15 protein-coding genes and 1 tRNA gene are annotated in these 17,118 nt (G+C 29.5%); 5 read left to right on the top strand and 11 right to left on the bottom strand.

Annotated elements, in window-relative coordinates:
- Window positions 1-70: 70 nt before the first annotated feature.
- Window positions 71-1,162, bottom strand: a complete 1,092-nt coding sequence (gene galE, locus EU95_RS06315) for a UDP-glucose 4-epimerase GalE (RefSeq protein WP_032521737.1) — start codon at window positions 1,160-1,162, stop codon at window positions 71-73.
- Window positions 1,163-1,223: 61 nt separating this feature from the next.
- Here galE and EU95_RS06310 point away from each other — a divergent pair, with 61 nt between their 5' ends.
- Window positions 1,224-2,255, top strand: a complete 1,032-nt coding sequence (locus tag EU95_RS06310; protein ID WP_032521738.1) for an NAD-dependent epimerase/dehydratase family protein — start codon at window positions 1,224-1,226, stop codon at window positions 2,253-2,255.
- 15 nt (window positions 2,256-2,270) lie between these two features.
- Here EU95_RS06310 and EU95_RS06305 read toward each other — a convergent pair whose 3' ends face one another.
- Window positions 2,271-3,707: a mannose-1-phosphate guanylyltransferase/mannose-6-phosphate isomerase gene (locus tag EU95_RS06305; RefSeq protein ID WP_032521739.1), complete on the bottom strand. Its 1,437-nt coding sequence runs from the start codon at window positions 3,705-3,707 to the stop codon at window positions 2,271-2,273.
- Window positions 3,708-3,736: 29 nt separating this feature from the next.
- On the bottom strand, window positions 3,737-4,441 hold the full coding sequence (locus EU95_RS06300; protein WP_032521740.1) for a DUF3431 domain-containing protein: 705 nt from the start codon (window positions 4,439-4,441) through the stop codon (window positions 3,737-3,739).
- Between the two features lie 32 nt (window positions 4,442-4,473).
- Here EU95_RS06300 and EU95_RS06295 point away from each other — a divergent pair, with 32 nt between their 5' ends.
- Window positions 4,474-5,604, top strand: a complete 1,131-nt coding sequence (locus EU95_RS06295) for a UDP-galactopyranose mutase (RefSeq protein ID WP_032521741.1) — start codon at window positions 4,474-4,476, stop codon at window positions 5,602-5,604.
- A gap of 34 nt (window positions 5,605-5,638) precedes the next feature.
- Window positions 5,639-6,712 (top strand): glycosyltransferase, encoded by a 1,074-nt coding sequence (locus EU95_RS06290; RefSeq protein WP_193742448.1) that lies wholly within the window; start codon window positions 5,639-5,641, stop codon window positions 6,710-6,712.
- 43 nt (window positions 6,713-6,755) lie between these two features.
- Here the strand turns inward: EU95_RS06290 and EU95_RS06285 are convergent, their stop codons facing one another.
- The 5 genes from EU95_RS06285 to EU95_RS06270 all read right to left on the bottom strand — a co-directional run bounded on the left by EU95_RS06285 (window position 6,756) and on the right by EU95_RS06270 (window position 11,980).
- Window positions 6,756-8,564: an ABC transporter ATP-binding protein gene (locus EU95_RS06285; RefSeq protein ID WP_032521743.1), complete on the bottom strand. Its 1,809-nt coding sequence runs from the start codon at window positions 8,562-8,564 to the stop codon at window positions 6,756-6,758.
- Window positions 8,565-8,634: 70 nt separating this feature from the next.
- Window positions 8,635-9,288, bottom strand: a complete 654-nt coding sequence (locus tag EU95_RS0108790) for a sugar transferase (RefSeq protein WP_032521744.1) — start codon at window positions 9,286-9,288, stop codon at window positions 8,635-8,637.
- Between the two features lie 38 nt (window positions 9,289-9,326).
- On the bottom strand, window positions 9,327-10,505 hold the full coding sequence (locus EU95_RS09295; protein WP_052046855.1) for a glycosyltransferase: 1,179 nt from the start codon (window positions 10,503-10,505) through the stop codon (window positions 9,327-9,329).
- 71 nt (window positions 10,506-10,576) lie between these two features.
- Window positions 10,577-11,884: an O-antigen ligase family protein gene (locus EU95_RS06275; protein WP_052046856.1), complete on the bottom strand. Its 1,308-nt coding sequence runs from the start codon at window positions 11,882-11,884 to the stop codon at window positions 10,577-10,579.
- Window positions 11,885-11,906: 22 nt separating this feature from the next.
- A tRNA-Arg gene (locus EU95_RS06270) sits at window positions 11,907-11,980 on the bottom strand.
- A gap of 133 nt (window positions 11,981-12,113) precedes the next feature.
- On the opposite strand from EU95_RS06270, the gene EU95_RS06265 reads away from it, so the two are divergent.
- Window positions 12,114-12,758 carry a hypothetical protein gene (locus EU95_RS06265; RefSeq protein WP_032521745.1) on the top strand — a complete coding sequence of 215 codons (645 nt, stop codon included), beginning with the start codon at window positions 12,114-12,116 and terminating at the stop codon, window positions 12,756-12,758.
- Between the two features lie 7 nt (window positions 12,759-12,765).
- Here EU95_RS06265 and EU95_RS10065 read toward each other — a convergent pair whose 3' ends face one another.
- On the bottom strand, window positions 12,766-12,921 hold the full coding sequence (locus EU95_RS10065) for a hypothetical protein (RefSeq protein WP_342665515.1): 156 nt from the start codon (window positions 12,919-12,921) through the stop codon (window positions 12,766-12,768).
- Between the two features lie 90 nt (window positions 12,922-13,011).
- The gene (gene rsmI, locus EU95_RS06255) at window positions 13,012-13,878 is read right to left on the bottom strand and encodes a 16S rRNA (cytidine(1402)-2'-O)-methyltransferase (RefSeq protein WP_032521747.1); all 867 of its coding nucleotides are present in this window, start codon (window positions 13,876-13,878) and stop codon (window positions 13,012-13,014) included.
- A gap of 3 nt (window positions 13,879-13,881) precedes the next feature.
- Here rsmI and EU95_RS06250 point away from each other — a divergent pair, with 3 nt between their 5' ends.
- A complete protein-coding gene (locus EU95_RS06250) occupies window positions 13,882-14,793 on the top strand; it encodes a 3'(2'),5'-bisphosphate nucleotidase CysQ (RefSeq protein ID WP_032521748.1) in 912 nt (303 codons plus the stop codon).
- Here the strand turns inward: EU95_RS06250 and EU95_RS06245 are convergent.
- Window positions 14,790-16,955 carry a polyribonucleotide nucleotidyltransferase gene (locus EU95_RS06245; protein ID WP_032521749.1) on the bottom strand — a complete coding sequence of 722 codons (2,166 nt, stop codon included), beginning with the start codon at window positions 16,953-16,955 and terminating at the stop codon, window positions 14,790-14,792. The genes EU95_RS06250 and EU95_RS06245 overlap by 4 nt on opposite strands.
- Window positions 16,956-17,118 lie beyond the last annotated feature (163 nt).

The following is a 17,118-nucleotide window of genomic DNA, read 5'->3' on the forward strand; positions in this document are numbered from 1 at the left end:
TTTGTAATATCTTCATCGTTTTTATTAATTGGAGATTAATTGTGAAATTAGATTTTTTAATTTTTAAAATTTAAAAAAGTTTCTGGAGATTTGATGAGGCACTATTTAGAACAAATTCTTTATTAAGATTTGATTGGTATAACCATCCATCCCTACACATATCTTTTAAATTTTTTTTGGGTTTCCAATCTAAAAGATTTGTGGCGAGGTCATTATTTGCTATTACATTTGGACTGTCTCCTGATCTTCTTTCCCCAAAAATATAATTAAAATCACAACCATTAATATCTATAAATGTTTCTACAAGTTCCAGAACAGATGTTCCAATTCCTGTCCCAATATTCAAATTGATAAATTGGGAGTCTTTTGTTAATAAATAGTTCAATGCTGATTTATGAGCATCAGCCAAATCCATAATATGTATATAGTCCCTTATGCATGTTCCATCTTCTGTAGGCCAATCATTTCCGAATATTTCTAATTTATCTATCTTACCTGATGCAACCTGACATATAAAGGGAAATATATTGTTTGGTATTCCTTCGGGCTCTTCTCCAATAAGTCCACTTGAATGAGCGCCGATAGGATTAAAATATCTTAAATTTGCAATTTTCCATTTTTTTATAGAGCTATCAAAGATGTTTTTTAATATCTTTTCAATGGTAACCTTATTTTCTCCATATGGATTTATGGGATGAATTGAGGAGTTCTCTTTTAAAGATGTACTTTTTTGATTTACTCCATAAATAGTGGCACTACTACTAAATACAATCGTATTACAATTATTATTTTGCATGCATTTAAATAGACTTATTGAGCCGCCAACATTTATGTCCCAATATTTAATAGGATTTTTAATTGATTCTCCTACGGATTTTAAACCTGCAAAATGTAAGACTGCTTCGATTGGTTTTTTTCTCAAAATAGCTTTTTTGAATATTTCATCTAACAGTTTTTCATCTCTGATATCACCTTCGACAAAGAACAATTTTTTAGTTGGATTTTTTGATGATTTATGAACTTCAAAAACTTTTTCTAAAGTAAACTTATTACTATTTATCTGAGAGTCTATTGCTATTACATCATAACCATTCTCTAAAAGACTTAAACATGTATGACTGCCAATAAAACCTGAACCGCCCGTAATAAAAACTGTTGGCATATTCCATCAAAGATAGATTTTCTAACACTAGCATATAATAAACTTAGTATTCCCAGGTGAGATGACCTATTTAATCACAGGTGCAGCAGGTTTTGTGGGTTTTCATTTATGTAAAAGATTACTTTCTGAAGGCAAGAAAGTTATTGGTATAGATAATTTAAATGATTATTATGACGTTAAATTAAAAAAAAATCGTATAAAATTTTTAGAAGAATTATCTTCTGATATTGAAAATTGGAATTTTTTTGAAGTTGATTTAATTGATAAATTAAAATTAGAAAAGATTTTTAATAATTATAAGCCTTCAATAATAATTAATTTGGCTGCTCAAGCAGGAGTTAGATATTCCATTGATAATCCAGAAATTTATTTAAATAGTAATATTATCGGTTTTGGTAATATTTTGGAATGTTGCAGAAAATATTCAATTGAAAATTTTTTATTTGCATCAAGCAGTTCTGTTTATGGGGCTAATACCCTTGTTCCATTTAATGAAGATCATAATGTAGATCATCCAGTAAGTCTTTATGCCGCTTCAAAAAAATCAAATGAAATTATAGCTCATAGTTATAGTCATCTTTTTAAAATACCGATAACTGGATTAAGACTTTTTACAGTTTATGGACCTTGGGGTAGGCCTGATATGGCACCAATGATATTTGCAAAATCAATATTTGAAAAAGTAGCAATTAATATCTTTAATTATGGAAAAATGAAAAGAGATTTTACATATATCGATGATGTTATAGAAGGCATAATTAGATGTTCAAATAAACCCGCTACTCCAGATTATGAATTTGATAGAAGTAAACCAAATCCATCTACATCACTCGCTCCATTTAGAATATTTAATTTAGGTAATTCAGAACCAATTCAAATAATGAAATTTATAGAGGTTTTAGAAGATATCATTGGCATTAAAGCCATTAAAAACTTTTCTGAAATGCAGCCAGGAGATGTTGAAACAACTTATGCTGATTGTTCTAAAGTAAATGATTGGATAGACTTTATACCTCAAACAAGTTTAATTAAAGGAATAGAAATATTTATAGATTGGTACAAGGATTACTATTTTGAAAAAAAAAATATTTGATTTTTGATTAAGAATTTATTTGTTAATACGACCATATATATCTTCAAATCTAACGATATCATCCTCCCCTACATAAGAGCCACTTTGAACTTCTATTAAAATTAGTGGAATTTTGCCAGGGTTAGTAAGTCTATGTTTTGATCCAAGTGGTATATATATGCTTTGGTTTTCAGTTAAAATGTCGATATTCTTTTCAATTTCAACTTTTGCAGTTCCTTTTACTATGATCCAATGTTCTGATCTATGGTGATGCATTTGTAGAGAAAGTTTTTCTTCAGGCTTAACTTTTATTAATTTAACTTGCCATCTTAAATCCTCTGCTAAAGATTCATAATATCCCCATGGCCTGTAAATTCTATTATGTTTCTGGCCTTCCATAATATTTTTATCTTTAAGTTGATTAACAATATATTTTACTTTTTGCGACTTTGATTTTTCAGAAATTAAGATTGCATCACTTGTTTCAATCGCTATTATATCTCTCAAACCAATACTTACTAATAATCTTTTTTCACTTCTTAAATAAGAGTTTTTAGTATCCTCTTGTAAAACTTTTCCTATTATCGTATTACCTTCATTATTTTTATTTGCAGTTTCCCAAACGGATTGCCAACTACCTACATCACTCCATTGTGCATCAAGAGGAAGAACTATTCCTTTATTAGTTTTTTCCATTATTGATACGTCAAATGAAACATTAGGGCATTTTTTAAAGAATTCTTTACCTATCCTTTGAAAATCTAAATCATTACTACTATTATCTAACGATTTTGTGCAGAGATTTACAATATCAGGACAAAATTTATTCATCTCATCAATTACTGTTTGAGCTTGAAACATAAAAATTCCGCTATTCCATGTAAAACGGCGGTCTTTAATAAATTTCTTTGCTGAAGCTAAATCAGGTTTTTCTATGAATTTTTCGATATTTTCTCCTTTAATATGATTCAATACAAAAGGATTTATGGATTTTATGTATCCATAACCAGTTTCAGGTTTATTAGGAACAACACCAAAAGTTACTATTTTCTCTTCTAAGGCAAATGAAATACCTAATTCAACTATTTCTAGGAATTTTTGTTCGTCTCTTATCGCGTGGTCAGAAGATAATACTATCATTATTGGATTGTCTTCATTAGCAAGTGCTTTTAAAGCTGCTAAAGCAATAGCAGGCCCTGTATTTCTTCCAATTGGTTCTAAAATAATCGATGAAGGCTTAATATTAATCTCTCTCATCTGTTCGGCAGCTAAAAATCTATGTTCTTCATTACAAATTAATATTGGATCAACTACATTTTTCAAATCATTTATTCTTAATGCAGTGTTTTGAAGTAATGATTTCTTATTTTCACTTAATTCCAGAAATTGCTTAGGAAAACTTTGCCTAGACAAAGGCCATAACCTTGAGCCAGAACCTCCGCATAAAATAATTGGAATAATATTTTTCCCCATGATTGTGAATATAAAAAAATTCTTATGTTTTAAGTATACATTTTACGTAATTTTAATCTTTCAATTTTTGTTTTAAGAACATCAATAATTGCTTTATTTCTTAATTTATTTTGAGTAAATAAATAACACCATAATCTCTCCATGTAGTGACCTTCTATTGGATTCTTGTTCTCACTTAGAATATCTAATAATTTTCTGTAAAAAGAAATATTGTGTTGTAATATTATTTCTCTTTTTACGGCAAAACATCCTGCATATGAAGTAGGAACGATTATTGGGATTTCTGGGAATAATTCTTTTGCGAACTTTCTAAAGCCAATTTTTGATCTTGATATCATTTTTGAATCCCATTGTTTTTTATATTTTTTGTTTTTTTCTATACCAACATTCCATCCCCAATGAAGGGGACCTAATAAACCGTATCGACTAGCAGAAAATCCAGTTTTATCTATTCCCTTTAAGTAATCATTGGGATCTTGATGTGCCATACAACCAAGGTCATCAATTCTGCCTTGCAAAAATATATTAATATCATCTAAGTCCCTGTAATTTTCAACAATATGATAAAGCCATGTATGGGATTCTCTCCCAACATTATTCAGATCTATTATTTTCCGAAACTTTTTGTTTGATAATTGTTTTCCTTTGTTATATATTATGATTTTAAATTCTTTGATTTCTTCTAGCCAACTAATATTCTCATTAAACCTTGAAATTATTAAACTTTTTCGCATATTTTAAAAATTAGTTCTTGGTATTATAGTAAATGACTCTTCCCTCTAAGAAAGTATTGATTGCAGGAGCTGGACTAGCAGGGTCAACAATTGCCAGAGTATTAGCTGAAAATAACGTAAAAGTTGAAATTTTAGAGAAAAGAAACCACATAGCAGGAAATATATATGATTATATAAACTCTAATAATGAGAGAATACACAAATATGGGCCACACCTTCTTCATTGCAATGTAAGTTCTAAAGGGTTAGCTTTTTTAAGCAGGTTTACTCATTGGATTAATTATGAACATAGGGTAAGAGCGTTATTAAAAGATGGGCGAACAACTCCATTACCTATTAATAAAATTACTTTGCAGGATATTTATGGTATCACTTTTAAGAATGAGGATGAAGTTAAAAATTTTTTAAATAAAATAAGAAATAAATCATTATGCCCAAAAAATACGGATCAATTTTTCGAGGCAAATGTTGGTAATAAATTAGCAAATATTTTTTTCAGACCATATACAAAAAAAATGTGGGGCTTAGATCCAAAACAATTGGAAATAAGTATTGGGGCAAGATTGCCAATTAGAACAAATGACGATACTAGATATTTTAATGATAATTTTCAAGCCTTACCAAAAGATGGATATTCAAAAATGATTGAAAGAATGTTAGATCATAAAAACATTAATGTAAATTTAAATACCTCTTATCATAAGGGTCTCGAATTTCAATATGATCATGCATTTCTTTGTATTCCTATTGATGAGTTTTATCAATTTAAGTATGGAAAACTTCCATACAGGTCAATAATTTTTAGAAATATCTTGAAAGATTCATATGAACAACCAGCACCTGTTATAAATTTTACGGATGATTCAATTTATACCAGGAAAACACAATGGAATTTATTTCCTAATTCTCCTGGAAGAATAAATAATTTGAATACAATAACTTTTGAGAAGCCCTGTTCTATTGAGGAAAATCCAGGAGAATATTATTATCCTATAAAAACGAGAAATTCAAAAATAATATACGAAAATTATAGAAGACTTTCACAATCGCAAGATAAAATCACTTTCTGTGGAAGAACTGGTTTATTTAAATATATAGATATGATTCCAGCAGTTAATATCCATTTGAAATTAGCGAATGATTTTTTAAAAGGGCTAGAATAATTAGATGCTTATTAAAAAAAAAATAAATGTTCTTATGATTTCTTCTAGCTCTAGTCTAGGTGGGGGTACAAAACATATGTTTACGTTAGGGCAAAATTTGAATAATGAATTTAATACATTCTATGGAATTCCTAAAAATTGTAATTTTGAAAACTATTTAGATAGTAATTTTAATATTGAAATATCTGAAAGAAAATTAAATTTTATTGATATTTTAAGATTAGTTAATTTTATAAAATCTAAATCTATTGATATTATTCATGCACACGGAAAAGGAGCAGGATTAATTTCGAGATTAGTTATAATTTTAATCCGAAGACCATTAATTTATACTTTTCATGGCATTCACTTAAAATGTCATAACAAATTAATGAGGCTTCTATACATTATTTATGAATTTTTATTAGGAGGTCTAGATTCAATAAAAATTCTTGTTTCGGAAAGTGAGAAAGATTATGCACTTAAATCAAATATTTATTTGGGTGATAAATATAAAGTCATACATAATGGTGTAGATAATATGCTAAAGAAGAATTATGAAGCAAAGAATAATTTAACAAATAAAAGTTTAAAAGCTCAAAGAGTTAAGGTTCTATCAGTATGTAGATTTGTGAGTCAAAAAAATATAAAAGATACTTTAAAGATAGCTGAAAAGATAAGAAGTTTAGATTTTTATATTATTGGAGATGGTCCTCTTTGGAAGGAAATAAAAAATATTATTTTAAAAAGAAAAATAAAGAATGTTAATTTATTAGGGGAAAAGAAAGATGTATACAAGTATTTATATTCTGCAGACATTTTTTTATCTACTTCATTATATGAAGGTCTTCCAATAAGTATTTTAGAAGCAATGTCTGTAGGGCTTCCTATAATAGCTAGTAATGTTGTAGGTAATAGGGATACAATAGAAAATGGAAAATCAGGTTTTTTATACAATTTGGAAAATATTGAGACGGCTGTTCGTTATCTTAAGAAGTTATCTAAAAGTAAAATCCTTAGACAAAAGTTAGGAAATTCTGCATTCAATAGGCAAAGAAGTATTTTTTCAAGAAATTCTATGGTGCAACAATATATGCAAATTTATAGGGATCAAATTAATAGAAAATAAATAGATAATAAAGATTTTTAAACAAATCTTTTGATATTATTAATTAATATTTTTCAGATATCTTTATCATTTCTGCAAAACTTTTAGATTTTTCTTTTAGTTCATCAAATTTCCCCTTTGCTTTTATTTCTCCATTTTCAAATTCATAGATACAATCACATTGTTTGATTGTTGTTAATCGATGAGCTATGAAAATAATTGTTAACTTGTTTTTCATTTGGGATAATGCATTTATTAATTCAGATTCGGTTTTATTGTCCAAAGCAGAAGTAGCTTCATCTAAAATTAATAATTTTGCATCTAGATAAAATGCTCGAGCAATAGCAATTCTTTGCCTTTGCCCACCAGATAATCTAATACCATTTTCTCCAATTTTTGTCCTTAATCCTTCGGGTAAACCACTAATTAAATCTTTTAATTGAGCAGCCTCTAACGAATCTTTTACTTTACGTTCATTAATTTCATGACTTTCTAATCCATAAGCAACATTTGTGATAAAGTCTCCATTAAGTAAATTTATGGATTGAGGAACATAGGAACATAAAGACTGCCAATTGGGGACTTGTTCATTCGTGAGCTCTTTATCATCTAAAAGTATATTTCCTGACGTAGGCCTTAATAAACAAAGGATTTGATTTGCTGTTGTACTCTTACCGCTTCCAGTTTTGCCAACAAAGGCAATTTTTCCACCAATGGGGATTTCAATATCAATATTGTTTAAATTGAAATTATCAGATGATGGATATTTGTAAGAGAGCGATTTTAACTTAATGGAATTTTTTGGCATCTCAAATCTATTTTTTAGTTTTGAATTGCTATTAATTCTCATTGGAGATAATTCCAATATTTTCAAAGATTCTTCTAAATCTGGAATTCCTCCTCTCAGATCTGTAATCCCTCTGAAAAGATCTTGTAGTGGAGGTGTTAATTTTAGAGATGCAACTGCAATTGTCGCTAAAAAGGGAACGATCTCCACAAAGTTTTCAGGATTACTATTAGTTATGTAAGGGAATAATCCTATTGAAAAAATTAATGTAATACCAAAAGGTTCTATTAAAGATCTTGGTAATTCAGGCAAAGTTTCGCCTTTCCAAAGGAAAGGGAGAGCTTTTTTCCCCGCTTTAGAATATCTATCTTGAAAAAAAGTTTCAGAACCCGTTAAATGGACATCAATAATTGTTCGCATTGACTCTGTCATGATTTTGTTGATTTCTGACTCTAATACAATCCTTTGTCTTGTAGCTTTTCTTATGAATGGAGTAACTGTTAAAGATAAAAAAGTATAGCCAAGAACTAAAAAAATAACTAAGTAAAAAGCAGCAGCTTTTGCAAAACCTAGTATTGCTATAAATATAAATAGAACTATGAAAGAACCACTAACAATTTGAAGGACAGGCCTTACAAATTTTTCGGAAACTCTTTGTATGTTTAATACAATTTTTGAACTTAGTTCTTCACTCTTTTCGGTTAAGAAGAAGTCATATTTTTGATTAAAAATATTTCTTTGCGCGATTTGCGATAAATCAATAAATATTGAAGCCCTAAGTTTTTCTTGAAATGCTCTTAAGGTTAAGCGCAAAAATGAAGCTATCCAATTAAATAAAACATAGATAGATATCAAAATTACTAATTTTAAGAAAGGATCAGTTGAAAATAAGTTTGAGTAAGGAATAGAAGGTCTATTTTCTTTGCCTACCAAAACAACAAATAACCTAGAAACTAATCCTACAACTAATACATCAGATATCCCTGTGATAATTGCTAATGGAATAATTTTATACAATGATATCTTTCTCTCTTGAGAAAGAATTTTTAGCAATCTAAAAACTAGTTGGATAGTTTTGCTATACATAAATATATAAAAGCATATTTATTAAAAATTTTATGGTTAAGGTAACCACTTAAATTTCTGCATAATTTATTTAATATGCACCTCTATCATTTGGAAAAAAAATAACACCGAATGTCCTTATGATTATTCTTAAATCTAATAATGGACTAATATTATCTACATATAAGCAATCTAGTATAACCCTTCTTTTGTAGCTTAGATTATTTCTCCCACTTACCTGCCATAAACCTGTTATGCCTGGTTTTAAAGAAATTACCTTATTGTATGACTCACCATATTTTTGAATTTCGTTTTTAACAATTGGTCTTGGACCAATTATGCTCATTTCCATTTTGATAACATTTAAAAATTGAGGTATTTCATCTAGACTAGTTTTTCTTAGGAATTTGCCTATATTTGTAATCCTTGGATCATTTTTTAATTTATGAGTTTCTTCAAATTCTTTCCTTAGTTTTTCATTATTTGTAATTAAATTTTCTAATATATCTTCAGCTTCAGGATGCATAGTTCTAAATTTTATGCAGTTGAAAGTCTTTTTATTTTTACCAATTCTTTCTTGAAAATAGAATATGGGTCCTCTTGAGCTTAATTTAATAAGTAAAGCGATGATCAAAAAGATTGGTAATCCAACTATTAAAATAATTGATGAAAAAAATAAATCGAAAATAGTTTTAAAAATTTTATAAAAATATTTTTTAGAATATTGTTTTTTCTTTCTTTTCATAATTTACTATTTTTTGATAAAAAATTTAGTTTGATTTTTTATGATTTTATTTTAAATTCCTGCCAGACTTTATTAATAAAAAAGTCAAATTTTGTTTTGAAAATTTCTGGACTAAATCTTTCAGAATAATTATTTAGATCTTGCGGATCAAACTCTTTCCAAACTTTTTTATCTTCAAACCAATCGATTGTATCTACCATATCCGATATCGTTTGCTTCTTAAAAAGGATTCCATTTGAGAAATCTTTTTTATTTGATTCATTAAAACAAATAACTGTATCCAAGATTCCACCTTTACCATATCCAATTACAGGGGCACCTGATGCCATTGCCTCAATTGGTGCAATACCAAAATCTTCCAAACCAGCATAAACAAAAGCTCTACATCTACTCATATAATTTTCTACTTCCATATTTGATACTTGTTTTAGAAACTTTATATTAGAGTTTGCCATTTTTTCTAATTTTGATCTTTCAGGACCATCTCCAATAACTATTAGAGGAAGATTTAATTTGTTAAAGGAATTTATAAGTAAATCAATTCTTTTGTTAGGTACTAGTCTATTAACACTTAAATAAAAATCTTCCCTAATGTTTTTGAAATTAAACCTTTCAATATCAACAGGTGGGTGAATTACTTCTGAAGTTAAGCCCCAGTATTTTCTTATTCTTTTTGCTGTGAAATTTGAATTAGATATTAAATAATCTACTCTTTGAGAGCTCAAAAAATCCCACTGCCTCAATTTGTATAAAGCATATTTAATAGGAAATTTTAATCCATAATTAGATAATTTTGATTGTTCTAGATAAGTATTCATTTGATCCCAGGCATATCTCATGGGCGTATGAATATAACTTATATGAAGTTGATCAGGACTTGTTATGATACCCTTTGCAAATGCATGACTGGAACTTATTACTAGATCATATTGACTAACATCAATTTGTTCAATAGCAAAAGGCAGTAGAGGAAGATAATTTTGCACTTTTGTCTTTCCAAATGGAAAGGATTCAATAATACTTTTTTTAATTATTCTGTTTTGAAAAATATTTTTTTTGGATTCTTCAATATTTGAAGCTAATGCAAACAGATCAGGTTGTGAGTAATTTTTGTTTAGTAATTTATCTATAAATAAAGTAACCTTTTCAGCTCCTCCAATAGAATTTTTCAAAAACCAATCGTGAACAAGCGCTATCTTTGCATCTACTAAATTCATTTGGTGTACTTTTAAATTGTTATATTGAAATCAATTTTATACAACACAATTAATATTATCTTATTTGATAATTAAGATAAAGCTTTATTATTATTTTCCTCAATTATATTTTTAAGTCCTGCAATTAATATCCAAATTAATAAACTAATCTTGCCATCAAAGTATTGAATATCTACTAACTGTGAAATTACAAAGAAAAAAAGAGCAGCCCAGAACGCCTTATCATATAAAGCTATATAATCAAATCTTTTTTTGTTAAAAATAAATTTTCCGGACTTCAAAAGAATTATATTTATCGTTGTAAAAAAAATAATAGTTGATGGGACTCCATAACTAATTGCCAGTTCAAGAAGAAGATTATGTGAGTGACCTTTCCAAAAATTTGTTTCTAAATGATATATTTCAGTAAAGGAAGTAGCTCCTATTCCAAAAAAAGGATTATTTTTTAAAAGATTTATTGCTCTTGAAAATATTTCTATTCTCGTTGCATCTAAGCCTTCATAACCTTCATTAGTAAATTCAAGTAAAAACTTTTCTGTTAATAAGCTCCTTAAACTGTTTTGAACCTCTGCATTGAATACTGGAGAATTTATGATTAAAAATATAAATAACATTAATATTATTAAAGGAATAAAAAGATTTTTTATTTTTTTCCCTACTATTATCAAAAAAGATATTATTAAACCAAGCCAAGAATTTCTTGAATAAGTTAGAAATGCAGCAAGACTAACAGAAAAAACAAATGCTAAGGATATAGTTTTTTGTGCGAAATCATTCCTCTTCTCCAGGAACAATACTAAACAAAAAGGCCATACGATATTTAGCCATGAACCTGCATAATTCTGGTTGTTAAATAGCCCGGACAATCCTGCAGGGTTTTCTATTGGCCTTTGATACCAAATTATTAAACCATTCAGAGTTTCGAACGGACCAGTCCAATGGAAGAAGTATTGACCGAAACCTGTTACTAAGACTGGGAAAGTACTAGATATTAGAACTAATGCAAATTTTCTCCTTTTTGTCTTGGAGTCAAGATAGGGCTGAAATGCCCAGAAAAGCCATATAAAAGGAAGCCAATTCCCTAAACCAATAATTGACAACTTTGGGTCCCAAATTTCCGAAAAATTATTTTCAAGAACAGAATTTTGTAAAATTGTACTAATTAAGATAAGAATTCCAAAAATTAAAAAAGGATAATTCCATTTATCTTTTAGAAAAAATCTTTTTTGTTCAAAACTTCCTATTATTGCGGCGGGTAATAAAAATAAAATACTAATAAATAAAGTAGAGGGTATAAAGAAAATTCCTAACAAGAAAAAAGTTAAACCGTATTTATTAATGTTTTTGCCTCTTAAAAGTTTAAAAGATGAAAATTTCATTTATCTATCAACGCCAAATTTACGCTTCCTGCAGGATTCGAACCTGCGGCCCACTGCTTAGAAGGCAGTTGCTCTATCCAGCTGAGCTAAGGAAGCACTTTATTATTATATCTAACGGAGAAAGCTCAAACAATAATAATAATTTATTTCAAAAATTTCGTATTGAAAATTAGATTAAGTATCAATTATCTTATATATTTAAATTACTATGAATTAAAAACTTTTAATTTTGGCAAAAAGGCTCTCAGGAAAAAATAAAGAAGAAATAATTAAACTTTTTATTGATGGTGAAACAGTAGAAAATCTAGCAATTAAATTCAATTGTGCAAAATTAACAATTTCTAGAAACCTGAAAAAAGAAATTGGAGAAAAAAAATTCAAAGAATTAACTAATAGTAGCAATAATCTACATTCACAGTCTGATAATGAACAAAAAATTATTTATGCCAATAAATCTGCAAATGAACAAACTTTTGTTGAAAACAAAAATGAAGAATTTACAAAAATCAATGAATTTATGGAGATAGCTCCTCTTGATTACGAAATAGATTGTGCGGAGCAGAAAGATTTATCATCTGTGCCGATTTCTGAAATTGATTTGCCAAAAATCGTATATATGATTGTTGATAAAAAAATTGAATTGGAAATTAAATATCTTAGAGATTTCCCAAGTTGGGAATTCCTATCAAAAGAAGAATTAAATAGAAAAACTATTCAAATTTTTAATGAATTAAAAGACGCAAAGAGATTTTGTACAAAAGACCAAAAAGTTATTAAAGTGCCAAATGCAGAGGTTTTTAGAATTGTTGCGCCTATTTTATTATCAAAAGGTATTTCAAGAATAATCAATGAAGAAAAACTAATAGCTTTATAAAATTTATTTATTTTTTATTGTGGAAATTTGAGCTTAAAATCCCCCCTGTTAAAGATCCAGTTATAAAACTCATACCAACAATAAAACTAACTGGTAAATTTACAGTTTCATTAATTATTAAATTGATCTTAGTTTTATTAGAACTATTTTGTATCCCTACCATTAAAAGTAAAAACAAAGAAAAATTAAATGTAATGGTAAAAAAAATTTTTTTAACAGAAAAAAGCATATTTTAATAAATTATTTTTCTATTTTAATGCAGTTTATAAATTAAGTTTTTTGAAATGTTATTTTTTTTGGCTAGATATTTTGATGCCGAAGATAAACTTAGTCCAGCTTTAATTAAATCATTAAGTTCCTCTTTTAAGTACTGTTTATTAAGTTCAGGATTTTGGATTTCTTTATTAATGCCTTTTATTACAACAGTAATCTCACCCAATATTTCTCTGCCTTCAAAAAAATTTAAAACCTCATCAACATTATTACCAATATGTTCTTCAAATTTTTTTGTCAATTCACGAAAAACTTGTATTTCTCTTTCTCCTCCGCAATATTCTTTTAATTGGCCTAATAATTTCAAAAGACGATGAGGAGATTCATATATGATTGTAGTCTTATCGTTTTTACTTATATCTAAAAGTATTTTTTCTCTTTCAGATTTTTTTTTAGGAAGAAAACCTTCGAATATAAATTTAGAAGAAGGCAGTCCACTTGATACAATCGCTGTTAATGCTGCACATGGACCTGGTATGCATACTATGCCTATTCCTTTTGACTTGGCATATTTAACTAAGTTTTCTCCAGGATCACAAATACTTGGCATACCTGCATCACTTGCTAGGGCAATTGATTTACCTGAATTGAGATCATTAACAATTCTTGGGATTTTAATGGATGAGTTGTGTTTATTAAAGCTTATTAGATTATTTGTAAATGCAAATTTACTCATTAATTTCCTTGTTTGCCTTGTATCTTCGCATGCAATTAAAGAAACATTTTTTAGAATATTTAATGCTCTTAGAGACAGGTCATTCAAGTTACCAATTGGAGTCCCAACAATATATAAAAAGCCACTTTCAGGTTCAGAGTTTTTGTGAGATGATGGTTTTTTTATATTCATTTAGTGATTAAATTACCATCTGGAATAGATATTAATAATCTTATAGATGATTTGAGGCGGTTTAGTTGGGAAGCTGCTGAGACACTTCTTTTCTATTCCAAAATATTAAGAGATTCAGACTATAAAAGCAATATTTTAAAAAACGGGAATATTGAAGATCCCGTCACATCAGCTGATTTGAAAGTTAATGAGATAATAATCCAGAGAATTAATGAAAAATACAAGGATATTGATTGGGATATATTAAGTGAGGAAAATGTAAAAGGGGTTACGCAAAATTTCACAAGCAATTCTGATTGGGTTTGGGTCCTTGACCCACTAGATGGTACTAAGGATTTTATACAAGGAACAAGTAACTATGCTATGCATCTCGCCCTCAACTATAAGAAGAAACCCTTTTTAGGAATTGTTTTAATACCTGAAAAAGATGAGTTATGGATTTCTAATGGAGAAAATGTTTGGTGTGAGAATAGATGCGGATCAATAATAGGTAAACCTGCTTTATATAAAATCAAGAGTCTTAATGAGATGACTCTGGTCACAAGTAAAAATCATAGAAATGAAATATTAAAAAATTTAATCAAAAAAATTAATTTTAATGAAGTAATAATTATGGGAAGTATAGGTTGCAAGATTGCATCAATAGTTAGAGGAGAAAGTGATATTTATATCTGTTTGAGCTTGCCTGGAAAAAGTTCTCCAAAAGATTGGGATTTTGCTGCACCAGCTGCAATTTTAAAAGGAGCGGGAGGTGCAATAACTAATTTAGATAATCAAGAACTTTTGTACTTTAAACCAAGTTTTGAGCAGGGAGGAGTTATTGTTGCCTCAAATAATTATTCTACACATCATAAAATTTGCTTTGAGATAAAGCAGATTATAAAAAAATATAATTTATATCCTCTAACTGCTTAATTTAGCGGTGCTACTGGGGTGGGGGTTGGCTCCGGATAAGGCATGCCACCATTTTGAGCAACTCCCCTTAATGTCAAATTGATTCGACCTCTGCTATCAATTTCACGAACTCTTACAGTGACCTCATCACCTTGTCTTACAACATCTTCAACTCTTTCAACTCTGGCTTCTGATAATTGAGAAATGTGGACCATCCCCTCTTTGCCTGGAAGAATTTCTACAAATGCTCCTATTGGGATGATTCTAGTTACGACACCTGAGAAGATTTCCCCCTCATGTACTTTTCTAGTTAATCCCTCAATGATCTTTTGAGCTTCTTCAGCGGCAGCACCATCATGTGAAGCTATAGTTACGATCCCACCATCTTCTATATCTATTTTGGTATTTGTTCTTTCTGTAATACCTTTAATTGTTCTTCCTCCTGGCCCGATTACAGTTCCAATAAGCTCTGGATCAATCCTAAAGCTTAAAAGACGGGGAGCATGTGGAGATAATGATTCCTGTGGTTTGTCTATAGCCTCTTGCATTTTTTCTAATATATGTAATCTTGCTGGACGAGCTTTTTTAATAGCTTCAGAAATTATTGAAACAGGTAGTCCAGTGATTTTCATATCCATCTGCAATGCAGTTATACCTTTTTCAGTACCTGCTACTTTAAAATCCATGTCTCCAAGAAAATCTTCAATACCTTGTATATCTGTAAGAATGCGAATTTCACTTTCCTCTTTAATTAAACCCATTGCAGTTCCACTTACAAGAGCTTTTAAAGGAACCCCTGCATCTAATAATGAAAGGGTGCTTCCACAAACAGAGCCCATTGAAGTGGAACCATTAGAGCTTAGAACTTCACTCACGACTCTTAAAACGTATGGGAATGTCTCTTTGCCAGGTAGAACAGGAATTATTGCCCTTTCGGCTAGTGCTCCATGACCAATTTCTCTCCTCCCAGGAGTTCTCATAGGCCTAGTTTCGCCAACCGAATAAGGTGGAAAATTGTAGTGATGCAGATATGTTTTCTCAGTACTTGGATTAAGGTCGTCCATCTCTTGCGCATCACTTGGTGTCCCTAGTGTTGTGGTAGACAAAACTTGCGTTAACCCTCTTTGAAAAAGTGCAGAGCCATGAACTCTTTTTGGAAGAATGCCAGCTGAAGCTGTTATCTTTCTGACTTCGTCAAGTTCTCTTCCATCAACTCTTTTACCATCATTAATGATTTGGGATCTCATTAATTTTTTTGTAAGTTTTTTGAAGTCAGAATGAATTAATTTTTCATTTTCTGAGGTTAGAACTTTTACTTGATTGTCGTCTTTGAGGGAATCAATTTTGCTTTGAGTTTCAGTTTTAATTTGTTCGAGTTCAAGATCTCTCTCTTCCTTTGAAAGGTCATATTTCTTTAAAACCAACTCAATCGCTTTTGTACAATTTTTTTCTAAATAAGAGAGCAATGTTTTATCTTCTTCAGGGGCCAATGGCTTAACCTGTTTTATACCTAAATCTTTTAGTAAATCTTCTTGTGATTTAATTAGTTCGGTAACTGCCTCATAACCAAAATCTATAGCTTCGATAGTATCTTGCTCTGATAATTGGTTAGCACCTGCCTCAATCATGACAATACCATCAGGCGATCCTGCAACTACAATGTCAAGATCTCCTTTCTCTATCTCTCTGTAGCTTGGATTTAAGATGAAATCATCTCCTATGAGCCCAACTCTGACTGCAGCCATTGGCCCATAAAATGGAATTTCGCCAAGTAAAGTTGCTAATGAAGCCCCGGTGACAGCCAAAACATCTGCTGGAACTCTCTCATCTAGAGAGAGGCATGAAGCGACTATTTGAATTTCATCTCTTATCCAGGAGGGAAAAAGAGGCCTCATTGGTCTATCAATTAATCTTGAGATTAAAGTCGCTCTTTCTGGTGGGCGACCTTCTCTCCTCATAAACCCACCTGGAATTCTGCCAGCAGCATAAAGTTTTTCCTCATAGTCACATATTAGAGGTAGAAAGTCTGATGCTTCTTTTTTTACAGTTTTTGTTGCTGTAACTAATAGGGAGGTGTCTCCACACTCAATCATTACTGATCCACTTGCTTGAGGAGCATATAGTCCTGTAGTTAGTCGTATCTCTCGTCCGTCAAACGTGATCGACTTATTTTGTCCTTCCACTTTTTAAATTATAATTCTATACATAATTTATTCTTACATTTTATAGGGACATATTGAGTAAATTATTTAGATAAGCTATAAAAATTTTAAAAATTTTCCTCAATTTGTATTCTAATTTCTTTAATTTTCATTTTTTGAATGAAATATAATACTTAAAGAGAAA

The organism is Prochlorococcus marinus str. MIT 9201 (genome assembly GCF_000759955.1).
Classification (GTDB): domain Bacteria; phylum Cyanobacteriota; class Cyanobacteriia; order PCC-6307; family Cyanobiaceae; genus Prochlorococcus_A; species Prochlorococcus_A marinus_G.

Excerpts from the sequence above, each read along its gene's own strand:
- EU95_RS10065 (WP_342665515.1), bottom strand. The coding sequence starts at position 12,921 with ATGGTAGGGATACAAAATAGTTCTAATAAAACTAAGATCAATTTAATA.
- EU95_RS06295 (WP_032521741.1), top strand. The coding sequence starts at position 4,474 with ATGACTCTTCCCTCTAAGAAAGTATTGATTGCAGGAGCTGGACTAGCA.
- EU95_RS06285 (WP_032521743.1), bottom strand. The coding sequence starts at position 8,564 with ATGTATAGCAAAACTATCCAACTAGTTTTTAGATTGCTAAAAATTCTT.
- EU95_RS09295 (WP_052046855.1), bottom strand. The coding sequence starts at position 10,505 with ATGAATTTAGTAGATGCAAAGATAGCGCTTGTTCACGATTGGTTTTTG.
- EU95_RS06290 (WP_193742448.1), top strand. The coding sequence starts at position 5,639 with ATGATTTCTTCTAGCTCTAGTCTAGGTGGGGGTACAAAACATATGTTT.
- EU95_RS06305 (WP_032521739.1), bottom strand. The coding sequence starts at position 3,707 with ATGGGGAAAAATATTATTCCAATTATTTTATGCGGAGGTTCTGGCTCA.
- galE (WP_032521737.1), bottom strand. The coding sequence starts at position 1,162 with ATGCCAACAGTTTTTATTACGGGCGGTTCAGGTTTTATTGGCAGTCAT.
- EU95_RS06275 (WP_052046856.1), bottom strand. The coding sequence starts at position 11,884 with ATGAAATTTTCATCTTTTAAACTTTTAAGAGGCAAAAACATTAATAAA.
- EU95_RS06310 (WP_032521738.1), top strand. The coding sequence starts at position 1,224 with ATGACCTATTTAATCACAGGTGCAGCAGGTTTTGTGGGTTTTCATTTA.
- EU95_RS06300 (WP_032521740.1), bottom strand. The coding sequence starts at position 4,441 with ATGCGAAAAAGTTTAATAATTTCAAGGTTTAATGAGAATATTAGTTGG.
- rsmI (WP_032521747.1), bottom strand. The coding sequence starts at position 13,878 with ATGAATATAAAAAAACCATCATCTCACAAAAACTCTGAACCTGAAAGT.
- EU95_RS0108790 (WP_032521744.1), bottom strand. The coding sequence starts at position 9,288 with ATGAAAAGAAAGAAAAAACAATATTCTAAAAAATATTTTTATAAAATT.